Annotated in this window: 12 protein-coding genes; 8 read left to right on the top strand and 4 right to left on the bottom strand. The window is 33.5% G+C overall.

Annotated features, from left to right (window positions below; translation table 11 throughout):
* Positions 1–36 precede the first annotated feature (36 nt).
* The 6 genes from INR76_RS13330 (at position 37) to INR76_RS13355 (ending at position 6,951) form a co-directional block, all read left to right on the top strand.
* Positions 37–1,437 carry a lipopolysaccharide assembly protein LapB gene (locus INR76_RS13330; RefSeq protein ID WP_223108446.1) on the top strand — a complete coding sequence of 467 codons (1,401 nt, stop codon included), beginning with the start codon at positions 37–39 and terminating at the stop codon, positions 1,435–1,437.
* A 34-nt stretch (positions 1,438–1,471) separates the two neighbouring features.
* Complete coding sequence (locus INR76_RS13335) at positions 1,472–2,440, top strand: DUF368 domain-containing protein (protein WP_223108447.1); 969 nt, start codon at positions 1,472–1,474, stop codon at positions 2,438–2,440.
* 3 nt (positions 2,441–2,443) lie between these two features.
* Positions 2,444–3,466 (top strand): DUF368 domain-containing protein, encoded by a 1,023-nt coding sequence (locus INR76_RS13340; protein ID WP_223108448.1) that lies wholly within the window; start codon positions 2,444–2,446, stop codon positions 3,464–3,466.
* Entirely contained in the window at positions 3,459–4,190 is a 732-nt protein-coding gene (locus INR76_RS13345) for a shikimate dehydrogenase (RefSeq protein ID WP_223108449.1), read from the top strand. Before INR76_RS13340 ends, INR76_RS13345 begins: the two co-directional genes overlap by 8 nt.
* Before the next feature lie 102 nt (positions 4,191–4,292).
* Positions 4,293–6,317 (top strand): DUF349 domain-containing protein, encoded by a 2,025-nt coding sequence (locus INR76_RS13350; protein ID WP_223108450.1) that lies wholly within the window; start codon positions 4,293–4,295, stop codon positions 6,315–6,317.
* 1 nt (position 6,318) lies between these two features.
* The gene (locus tag INR76_RS13355) at positions 6,319–6,951 is read left to right on the top strand and encodes a class I SAM-dependent methyltransferase (RefSeq protein WP_223108451.1); all 633 of its coding nucleotides are present in this window, start codon (positions 6,319–6,321) and stop codon (positions 6,949–6,951) included.
* A gap of 1 nt (position 6,952) precedes the next feature.
* Here the strand turns inward: INR76_RS13355 and mazG are convergent, their stop codons facing one another.
* Positions 6,953–7,726, bottom strand: a complete 774-nt coding sequence (gene mazG, locus INR76_RS13360) for a nucleoside triphosphate pyrophosphohydrolase (protein ID WP_223108452.1) — start codon at positions 7,724–7,726, stop codon at positions 6,953–6,955.
* A gap of 152 nt (positions 7,727–7,878) precedes the next feature.
* Here mazG and nhaA point away from each other — a divergent pair, with 152 nt between their 5' ends.
* Positions 7,879–9,192 (top strand): Na+/H+ antiporter NhaA, encoded by a 1,314-nt coding sequence (nhaA, locus tag INR76_RS13365; protein WP_223108453.1) that lies wholly within the window; start codon positions 7,879–7,881, stop codon positions 9,190–9,192.
* A gap of 64 nt (positions 9,193–9,256) precedes the next feature.
* Here the strand turns inward: nhaA and INR76_RS13370 are convergent, their stop codons facing one another.
* From INR76_RS13370 to ruvX, 3 genes are all read right to left on the bottom strand, one after another.
* A complete protein-coding gene (locus INR76_RS13370) occupies positions 9,257–9,685 on the bottom strand; it encodes a DUF5606 domain-containing protein (protein ID WP_223108454.1) in 429 nt (142 codons plus the stop codon).
* 64 nt (positions 9,686–9,749) lie between these two features.
* Entirely contained in the window at positions 9,750–10,340 is a 591-nt protein-coding gene (gene def / locus INR76_RS13375; RefSeq protein WP_223108455.1) for a peptide deformylase, read from the bottom strand.
* Between the two features lie 16 nt (positions 10,341–10,356).
* Positions 10,357–10,767, bottom strand: coding sequence for a Holliday junction resolvase RuvX (ruvX, locus tag INR76_RS13380; RefSeq protein ID WP_223108456.1), 411 nt, complete (start codon positions 10,765–10,767; stop codon positions 10,357–10,359).
* A 96-nt stretch (positions 10,768–10,863) separates the two neighbouring features.
* Here ruvX and INR76_RS13385 point away from each other — a divergent pair, with 96 nt between their 5' ends.
* Positions 10,864–11,679 (top strand): 2,3,4,5-tetrahydropyridine-2,6-dicarboxylate N-succinyltransferase, encoded by an 816-nt coding sequence (locus tag INR76_RS13385; RefSeq protein ID WP_223108457.1) that lies wholly within the window; start codon positions 10,864–10,866, stop codon positions 11,677–11,679.
* Positions 11,680–11,681: the final 2 nt, after the last annotated feature.

The following is an 11,681-nucleotide window of genomic DNA, read 5'->3' on the forward strand; positions in this document are numbered from 1 at the left end:
TATCTTTAAAATAGAAGAAACCGTAAAACGTTACGTATGCAATTACCTCCAAACGAGCATGACAACTTCTCCCTTTCCCGCTTTGAATCTATGCTGAAGACAAATGATGTCTATTTTTTTGATTCTGAAGAGTTTGAAGAGATCATACAGTATTATTTAGAAAATGGGAAAATCGCTCTTGCAAAAAAAGCGACTAAGCTAGGCTTGGAACAACATCCATCTGCTACCAATTTGAAATTATTTCAAATTGAAATGCACATTTTTGAAAATGAACTAGACATTGCAGATGCACTCTTAAATGAGCTTTACACCTTAGAACAATCAAATCAAGAAGTTTATATACAAAAAGCAAATATCTTATCACGTCGTGATGAGCATACAAAAGCCATACAATTACTTGAGCAAGCACTAGAAATCACCAATGATGAAAACGATGTTATGTCTCTTATTGGGATGGAATACCTTTTCTTGGAAGATTTTGAAAACGCAAAACTCTTTTTTATGAAATGTCTTGAGAATGATGAAGAAGATTACTCGGCATTATACAATATAATTTATTGTTTTGACTTTTTGGAGCAACATGAAGCGGCAATAGACTATTTAAATGATTTCTTAAATAAGAACCCCTACAGTGAAGTAGCTTGGCATCAAGTAGGTAAGCAATATTATATTTTAAAGGATTTTAAAAAGTCATTGGCAGCATTTGATTTTGCTATAATTAGTGACGACCGTTTTATTGGAGCTTATTTAGAAAAAGGAAAAGTTTTAGAAAAGCTACACAGGTATGAAGACGCTATAGAAAGCTACTCAATCACCCTTGGTCTAGATGATCCTACTTCCTTTGCATTATTACGCATTGGAAAATGTTATGAAAAACTACAAGACCATGAACTTGCACTTCAATTTTATACAAAATGTGTAGAAGAAGATGCATTGTTAGATAAAGGTTGGATTGCTATAACCGATTATTATTTAAAGAAAAAAGATTATAAAAAAGCACTGTATTACATTGAAAAAGCTATCAATATAGATAGTGAGAATGTACGATACTGGAAACGATATGCGCGTATTAATTTTAGATTACATCTTTTTGAAGAAGCAGAACACGGTTACCGCAGAACGCTTGAGTTAGGCAATTATGAATTAAACACTTGGCTTACTCGATGTGATTTACTATTAAAATTGGGTGAACACGAAGCTGCCATTAAAAATTTATTGCAAGCATCTGAATTTTATCCTGAGAACGCAGAGATAGAATTTCGTTTTGCAGGACTATATAATATTTTAAGTGAAGAACGAAAAGCTATTTATCACTTAAAAAATGGATTAAAATTTAACCGAGAGTATACTATTATTATCGAAGAATTATTTCCTAATTTTTATAACAGGCCAACCGTTCAGCAAATAATCGAAAAACACAAAAACCCTTCATTGTAATTTCTGTATTTTTGGCATTTAGTAATTGATCGCTATGCCAAAACGTAATTTTATACAATACCTTATCATAACTGCCAAGGGATTGGCAATGGGTGCCGCAGATGTGGTTCCGGGAGTCTCTGGAGGAACAATCGCCTTTATATCGGGTATCTATGAAGAGTTAATAGAAACCATTCATAAACTTGATTTAGGTTTTTTTAAACTTTGGAAAAAAGAAAACTTTTTAACAGCTTGGAAAACCTATAACCTTCCTTTTTTATTGGCTTTATTTTCTGGTGTGGCTATCAGTATTTTGTCATTAGCAAAACTGATCACCTTTTTACTTACCAATCATCCTATACTGGTATGGTCATTCTTTTTCGGATTGGTAATCGCCAGTATTTTATATGTAGGAAAACAAGTTACTAGATGGAATGTAGCTGTTATTATAGCATTGATTCTCGCTGCAGCATTTGCTTATTTTATAACCCTTGCCGAACCTCTTGGAACCGTTGAAAGTAATTGGTTTTTATTTTTTGCAGGATTTGTAGCTATCATCGCTATGATATTACCAGGAATAAGCGGTGCTTTCATCTTATTATTACTAGGAGCTTATACAGCTATTATCGGTACATTATCACAACTAGGGGAAGGACTTTCAACGATGAATTGGAAAGTAATATCTGATGCTGTACTTAAAATTTTAATCTTTCTAGTAGGTGCCGTTGTGGGATTAAAAGTATTTTCGAAGGTATTAAACTGGATGTTTAAACATTATAAAAACTTGACTCTAGCAGTATTAACTGGGTTTATGATTGGTGCGTTAAACAAAATATGGCCTTGGAAAGAAGTACTATCCTATAGAAGTAACTCTCACGGAGAGAAAGTTCCGTTTATTGAAAAAAGCATTTTGCCCACACAATATCCAGACGAACCTCAAATATTTTTGGCCGTTCTTTTTATGGTCTTAGGCTTTCTAAGTATCTTTATTTTAGAACGAGTAGCTGTTTCAAAAAGTAACTAATGCATGCACGAAGAAAGATCCTTTAATGATAAAGTTTGGCTTGTATTAAAAGGTCTTGCCATGGGAGCTGCCAACAAAGTTCCCGGGGTTTCGGGAGGTGTCGTTGCATTTGTCGCAGGGTTTTATGAAGAATTTATTTATTCCCTTCAAAAAATAAATAGAAAAGCCGCTGGTCTTCTTCTTGACGGTCGTTTTAAAAGTTTTTTTCAATATATAAATGGTCGCTTTTTAGGTCTACTTATATTAGGGATGATCATTAGCTACTTTAGCGTTTCAAAAATATTAGACTTTCTTTTATTAAATTATGAACTGTTTGTGTGGAGTACCTTTTTTGGTATGATAATAGGTTCAATTTATTACATTGCCAAAGATTTTGGTGATTGGAACAGAAAATACATTGCCTATCTCTTATGCGGTATTATTGCCGGTGTAGCTATAAGCTTTCTAGAACCCGCCAAAGAAAACAGCAACCTTATATTTGTATTTTTCTGTGGCATTATTGGAGTTTCAGGAATGACATTACCGGGTCTTTCCGGTTCATTTATATTAATTCTTTTAGGAAATTATGTTTTATTACTCGTAGACTCTGTAAATGCTTTATATGATACTTTTATAGATCTAGCTCAGTTTGATTTCAGTTTTACCGGTGATTCAGAACGTATAAAGTTATTAAAAGTTTTAGCCTCTTTTGCGTCGGGCTCGTTAGTAGGATTGGTCTCTTTATCACATTTACTAGCTTACGTATTAAAACGGTTTAAAAAAGCAACCTATGCCGTAATTATTGGGTTTATTTCTGGCTCGCTGGGCGTAGTATGGCCTTGGAAAGAAAAAATATATGCACTTGATGCCTTCGGAAATATAAAATTTGATGCTAATGATAGAGAAATCATTACCGGATATGACCGGTATTGGCCATCAGAATTTTCGTTCGATACCCTTTGGGCTATTTTCTTTATTTTCGTGGGCATATTGATTGTGTTAAGTTTAGATTGGTATCAAAAAATAAGACTCAATAACAATGGCTAAATATGGGCTTGTAGGTAAAGACATTGCTTACTCATTTTCAAAAACATTCTTTTCTATAAAATTTGAAAAAGAAAATCGGCAAGATACGTACCACAATTTTGATATTGAATCTATTGATCAATTTCCCAAAATCATTTCTGAAAATCCAGATTTAAAAGGTCTTAACGTCACCATTCCTTATAAAGAAGCAATTATTCCTTTTTTAGATCGTATTGATAAAGAAGCACAAGAAATAGGAGCTATAAACACCATAAAATTTCAAAATGACGGTAGCTTAAAAGGCTATAATACAGATCATTATGGCTTTGCAAAAGCTCTTGCCAATTTTCTACCTTTAAAAGACAAATCTGCATTAATACTGGGTACTGGCGGAGCCTCAAAAGCAATTAAGTACGTTTTAAAAACCATGGGGTTCAGGTACCAAGTTGTTTCTAGAAAAAAGACAGAATCCACCATTACCTATTCAAGCCTGAACAAACAAATTATTGAAGACCACTGTTTAATCATTAATTGTACCCCATTAGGTACATCACCAAATATATCTGCTTGTCCCACTATTCCGTACCAATTTATCTCGAAAGACCACCTTCTTTTTGACTTGATTTATAATCCTTCACAAACCGAATTTTTAAAGCTAGGTCGCGCTCAAGGAGCCAAAACGAGCAACGGCCTTAAAATGCTAGAGCATCAAGCAAAGAAAGCTTGGAAAATCTGGCGATCATAAAATTCGTTTATATCCGTTCAAAATAAAGCCTCTGTCTTTGCAGTTTGCTCAGTTGTTAGTATCTTGACAACCGAGGAATCATGAACCTAAACATTGAAAGATATGTCTGACGAAAAAACGGAAAAAGAAGAAGTAAAAAAACCAGTTTCAGAAACTAAATCTGTAGATACACCTTCAGAAGAAAAAACTGTTGAAAAACAAGAAACGAAAGAAGATGCTGAAGTTTTGGAAAAAGCCTTAGTAGACGAAGCTGAAAAGGAAGAAACTCCTGAAGAAAAAGTAAGCGCAGAAAACGCATCTAAAGAAAAAGAGGCAAAAGCTGAAGCAGATTCAGAAGATGAAAACCAAGATGATGAGGAAGAGGTAGCTTCTTCAGACGATGAAGAAAAAGACGACGATGATGATGAAAGTAAGGACTATAGCGAGCTTTCAGAAAAAGAATTGATTCGTGAGTTTAAAAACCTGCTTGACAACAAGCCCGTTCAAAATATTAAAAATGATATTGAAGAGATTCGTTCAGAATTTAATTCAAAATTCAATGATGTTTTAGAACAAAAGAAAGAAGAATTTTTAGCCGAAGGCGGAAATATTATTGACTTTCACTACTCTACTCCTTTAAAAAAGGAATTTAACTCGCTCTACTTTGACTACAAAGAAAAGCGAAACAACTACTATAAAAACCTAAAAAAAGATTTAAACGCAAATCTTGCAAAAAGACAAGAGTTAATTGAAGAGTTGAAAGGACTATTAAATGCTGAAGAAAGCATGGGTAAAACCTACAACCACTTCAAAGACATTCAAACACGTTGGCATGAAGCGGGGCCAATTCCACGAGATAAATACAACCTAGTTTGGAATAATTACCACCATCACGTAGAAAACTTTTATGATTTTCTTCATTTAAACAGGGAGTTTCGGGATATGGATTTTAAACATAACCTGGAACAAAAGCTGAAGTTAATTAGTAGAGCCGAAGAACTTGCTCAAGAAGAAAACACCAATAAAGCTTTCAGAGAGCTACAAATGCTTCATAAAATGTGGAAAGAAGATGTAGGTCCTGTTGCCAAAGAATATAGAGAAGAAGTTTGGGAAAAGTTTAGTGAAGCTACAAAAGTAATTCATGATAAACGACACGCATTTCTTGAAGAGCAAGAAAAAGAATATGAAGCCAATTATGAGGTGAAGAAAGAGTTGATAAGTCAAATAAATCAATTGACCCAAAACACAAAATCAAACCATCACGCTTGGCAAAATGCTATTAAAAAAGTACAAGAATTGCGAGACGCCTATTTTGCAGCAGGAAAAGTACCAAGAGCTTTAAACAAAGGTATCTGGAATGCTTTTAAAGAAGCTACTCGCACCTTTAACCGAACAAAAAATGCATTTTATAAAAACCAGAAAAAAGAACAATACGTTAATCTTGAAAAGAAACGAGAGCTGGTAAAAATAGCCGAAGACAATAAGGATAGTGACGATCTAGAAGCGACTACTCCTTTAATGAAAAAGATTCAATCTGATTGGAAAAAGATAGGTCACGTACCTAGAAAACACAGCGATAAAGTTTGGAAGCAATTTAAAGCTGCTTGTAATCATTATTTTGACAGGTTACATGCGCAGAAAGATGAAGAAAAGGAAGAAGAGAAAGAACATTTCAGTCAAAAGGAAGCGCTGCTTGAAAGTATGGAAAAACTTGAGTTGAGTGGCGACCACAAAGAAGACCTTAAGACTATAAAAAATAAAATTAACGAATGGAAAAAAATTGGTCGCGTACCCTATAAAAAACGTAACATTGAACAAAAATTCAATAAAACGTTAGACGGGCTATTTCAGCAACTAGACGTAAGTAAAAAAGATGCAGAGCTTATCAAGTTTGAAAATAAGCTTAACACACTTACCAATCGTGAAGATGAACGAAAGTTGAAAAATGAGCATTTCTTTATTTCGAAAAAAATAAACGAAACAAAAGATGAAATAAGACAACTTGAAAATAATTTAAGTTTCTTTAAAAACGTAGAAGACGATAATCCATTGGTTAAAGAAGTACACAAAAATATTGCAAAACACAAAGAACAACTAGAAGTTTGGAAAGCTAAACTTTCTAAAATTAAATCGGTTAGGGACGCATAATATGGCCTCTTGCCCACTTTGTCATAGCAACATAGATAAACCCTTTTACATTAACGATAACGCCACATTCTATAAATGTGGCGTTTGTTCTTTATTGTCTAAAAGCGCACAAGATTTCCCATCACTTAGTGAAGAGAAAGAACGCTATTTATATCATAACAATAATCCTAGCGATAATGGTTATCAAGAATTTGTATCGCCAATTGTAAAAGCTATTGAGAGGGATTTTTCAAAAGAAAGTAAGGGTTTAGATTTTGGCGCAGGGACAGGTCCTGTGGTTAGTAAGTTACTTTCAGAAAAAGGTTTTTCTGTTACGCTATATGATGCATTTTTTTATCCAAACGAAGCTGCTTTAAATACTCGGTATGATTATATTTTTTGTTGTGAAGTGATTGAACATTTTCACTCCCCTAATGAAGAATTTTCTCTCTTTAAAAAGCTATTAAAGCCTAACGGGAAGCTTTATTGTATGACGAGCATTTATGATTCTAGCATAAATTTTGAAAATTGGTATTATAAAAACGATGTTACGCACGTAGTTTTTTATACCGAAAGAACTTTAAATTGGATTCAAAAAAAGTTTGATTATTCTAGTGTTGAAATCAAAGATAGATTGATTGTTTTTTCTACTTAACCTACAAACGTTTGGCTTCTTCCCAAAAAACATCCATTTCTTCTAGAGTCATTTCTTTTAAAGCGATTCCTTTTTCTTTTGCTTTACTTTCCAAATACTGAAAACGGTTAATGAACTTTTTATTGGTTCGTTCTAAGGCATTTTCGGGATTTACTTTTAAAAATCTCGCATAATTAATCATTGAAAAAAGAACATCACCAAATTCGGCTTCAATTTTATCGGTATTATTTTCGGTCACTTCGTGTTGTAATTCTTCAAGCTCTTCTTTCAGTTTTTCAAAGACCTGCTCAGGCTGCTCCCAATCAAAACCTACACCGGCTACTTTATCTTGAATTCTATTGGCTTTAACTAGGGCCGGTAATGACTTTGGAACACCTTGTAACACACTCTTTTTACCTTCTTTCAGCTTTAAGTTTTCCCAGTTTTGTTTTACTTCTTCTTCATTAGCAACATCAACATCACCGTAGATATGTGGATGACGAGAAATCAATTTTTCGCAAATTTGATGTAACACATCTGCTATATCAAAATCATTGGTTTCACTTCCTATTTTTGCATAAAATACAATATGCAGTAATAGATCGCCTAACTCTCCTTTTACTTCATCAAGATCATTATCTAGAATCGCATCGCCAAGTTCATAGGTTTCTTCTATGGTCAAATGACGTAAGCTTTGCATGGTTTGCTTTTTATCCCACGGGCATTGCTCACGCAATTCATCCATAATCGTTAATAAGCGATCAAAAGCTTGTAATTGGTCTTTTCTAGAGTTCATAATGCAATTTGTTTGTTGCAAAACTAGTGGAAATCTATATCTTATCTTAATAAGTATTCTGAAATAAATTAATTTAAAGATTGTATTTTTGATGGTTCTTAACAGCTTTATGTATTAAGAAAAATTGTACTATTCTATTTTAAAACCCCTCTATGATTCGAGAAAAAATTATTACTCCTTTTAAAAAGTTTATTCAAATTGAAGCGTTAAGTGGTATTTTATTACTTGCTGCTACAATTGTTGCTTTAATTTGGGCTAATTCACCTTATGGAGATTTGTACCAATCAATCTGGCAATATAAAATTGGTATTTCTATTCAGGATTTTGAATTAAATAAACCTCTTATTTTATGGATTAATGATGGCTTAATGGCGGTCTTTTTCTTTTTAATTGGTTTAGAAATTAAAAGGGAATTTTTAATTGGTGAATTGAATAGCGTTAAAAAAGTTGCATTTCCTCTCTTTGGCGCTATAGGAGGTATGACCGTTCCCGTGCTTATTTTTGTTCTTCTTAACCAAAACCCAGCTACGCTAGAAGGTTGGGCTATCCCAATGGCAACTGATATTGCCTTTGCATTAGCAGTTTTAAAATTATTGGGCAATAGAGTTCCGTTAAGTTTAAAAGTATTTTTAACAGCGTTTGCAATAGTTGATGATATAGGAGCTGTGATGGTTATTGCTGTTTTTTATAGCGGAAGTTTAAAGCTAGGTTTGCTAGGGATTGCTTTAGGCCTATTGGCTGTTCTATATTTTATTTCTTTTAGAGGATATTACTCAAAGTTTTTACTTTTTATTTTTGGTGTAGTTATTTGGACTCTTTTTTTAAAGGCTGGAATTCATCCTACAATCGCTGGAATATTACTAGCTTTTTCTATTCCTGTAAGACAAAAAATTTACACAACCGATTTTATTGATATTCTTGTTGATATTACCAGTAACATTAAAAAAGCTGAAGTGATAGATAAGCCTATATTGTCAAATGAGCAAATACAAACTATTGATGACCTAGAAGATTGGACCGGAAAATTTCAAAGTCCATTACAACATCTAGAACACTCACTGCACGGTTGGGTTGCTTACCTTATTATCCCAGTTTTTGCATTTGCCAATGCAGGAGTTGCTCTTAATAGTGATGTTCCTTTAGACACTACATTAATGACTATTATAGCCGCTTCTTTAGTTCTGGGTAATAGTATTGGTGTTACCACTATTGTTTTGTTTGCTCAAAAAATTAAATTAATAACTATACCGAGTGACATTACAACAAAACACATTATTGGAGTTTCGTTTTTAGCTGGAATTGGTTTTACCATGTCTATTTTTGTAGCCAGTCTAGCCTTTAACAATAGTCCGAGTTATATAGATTCTGCAAAAACGGGAATTTTATTAGGTTCTTTAGTTTCGGCTGTGATAGGCTTTACAATTTTAAGAATAGGTTCTGTAAAAAAATATAAACGAATGAAATAATACTCACAAAAAAAACCTGTATTAGTAAGTAATACAGGTTTTTTTTATTGAAAAGTTGTATGTTTTATTCTTCTTCTGAAATTGCTTCTTCTTTAGATGCATCGGCTTCAGAGAAATCTGTAATACCGTTTTTATGAAGCAAATTGTACCATTGTATTACTTTTTTAATATCACCTGGATATACACGATCTTCATCATAATCTGGTAATACCTCAAAAAAGTATTCTTCTAGTTTAATTTTTGGCTCTTTATGGCTTATTGCTTCACCTCCATTTTCCTTTTCAGAAATTTTTGCAAACACTTCTCTAATAGGTACTTCTTCAGTAAGTGTGTATATGGCAATCTCGCTTAATAAACTTACATTGTGACGACCACTTACGTTAATTTTTTTTCCGTCAATTAATGACTCGGCTAAAAAACCACTACGGGTTTGTGTTTTTAACTTATACAATCCCGGTTTTCCTGAAATAGATAATATTTTTTCTAAACTCATAAACTATTTTTTCAATTTTTGAAAGGTGCAAATATGCACGGTTTCAAACTTCTTTGCAATGCTATTAACGTTTCTTTTTTGCTTTTGGGAAACGCATTCTATAATCTATATTAATTTTTCCGGTAGAAATCTTATTCAACTTACTTTTAATAAGTCGTTTTTTAAGTGGTGAAAGCTTATCTGTAAATAGAATACCTTCAATATGATCGTACTCATGCTGCACAATACGGGCTGCTATTCCTGTAATGGTTTCCTTATGAGTTTTGAAATTTTCATCTTCATACTCAATAACTATTTCTGGTTGACGAAATACATCTTCTCTAACTTCAGGAATGCTTAAACAGCCTTCATTAAATGCCCACTCATCTCCGTGCTCTTCAAGTATACGAGCATTAATAAATGTTTTTTTAAACCCTTCCAATTCTTTTTGCTCTTCTTTGGTTAACTCTTCATCATCTGCAAATGGTGATGCATCAACAATAAAAATACGAATGGGAAGACCTATTTGAGGGGCTGCCAGACCAACTCCTCGTGCGGCATACATGGTTTCATACATGTTTTCAAGCAGTTCGTTTAGCTTTGGATAATCTGCATCAATTTCTTTGGCTTCTTTTCGTAAAACGGGGTCTCCGTAAGCTACAATTGGTAAAATCATTCGTATCTATTTAAATCTATTTGTTGTATAAGTATTCTTGTAAAATTATGGTTGCACTTATTTCATCAATAAGCGCTTTATTTCTACGTTGTTTTTTCTTTAACCCACTGTCAATCATGGTTTGAAAAGCCATTTTACTGGTATAACGTTCATCTACTCTTTTAATTTCTATCTTCGGAAATGTTTCAGAAAAAGATTTTATAAATTCTTTAATATGAACTTCTACACTACTTGCCGTTCCGTCCTTTTGGGTAGGTTCGCCAATTAATATCAAATCGACTGTTTCAGATTTGATGTATTTTTTTAAAAAATCAAGTAGTTCTTTTGTTGGCACAGTCGTCAACCCAGAGGCTATTAACTGTAACTCGTCAGTTATAGCAATCCCGGTGCGTTTTGTACCGTAATCTATGGCTAAAATGCGTCCCATAAGAGTGCAAAAATACGGGTTTGTAAAATAGTATGCCAAAAAAGGGAAGTTAATTAAAACGGACTTTTATCTTTGTGTCTAAATTTTAATTGAACTATGAGCCAATTACAACAAATTATTGAGAAAGCTTGGGACGATCGTTCTTTGCTTCAAGACGATGAAACAATACATGCCATTAGAGAGGTTGTAAAATTATGTGATGAAGGTAAACTACGCTGTGCAGAGCCAACAGAAGACGGCTGGCAAGTAAATGAATGGGTAAAAAAAGCAGTGGTTTTATACTTCCCAATTCAGAAAATGGAAACGATGGAAGCCGGTATTTTTGAATACCACGATAAAATTCCTTTAAAAAGTGGATATAAAGAAAAAGGTGTTCGTGTAGTTCCGCACGCTGTTGCAAGACACGGTGCTTATGTTTCAAAAGGCGTTATAATGATGCCTAGTTATGTAAATATTGGCGCTTATGTAGATGAGGGGACTATGGTAGATACTTGGGCAACAGTAGGAAGTTGTGCTCAAATTGGTAAAAATGTACATCTTAGTGGTGGTGTAGGCATTGGTGGAGTTTTAGAACCTTTACAAGCAGCACCTGTAATCATTGAGGATAATGCTTTTATTGGCTCTCGCTGTATTGTAGTAGAAGGTGTACGTGTAGAGAAAGAAGCTGTCTTGGGTGCCAATGTTGTATTAACTGCTTCAACAAAAATAATTGATGTTACTGGTGATAAACCTATTGAAACAAAAGGATTAATTCCGGCTCGTTCTGTAGTTATTCCTGGAAGTTATACCAAGAAATTTCCGGCTGGAGAATATCAAGTACCTTGTGCATTAATTATTGGAAAAAGGAAAGAAAGCACCAATAAAAAAACATCATTAAACGACGCACTGCGTGAATATAATGTTGCTGTTTAAGT

This window comes from Marixanthomonas sp. SCSIO 43207, assembly GCF_019904255.1.
Classification (GTDB): domain Bacteria; phylum Bacteroidota; class Bacteroidia; order Flavobacteriales; family Flavobacteriaceae; genus Marixanthomonas.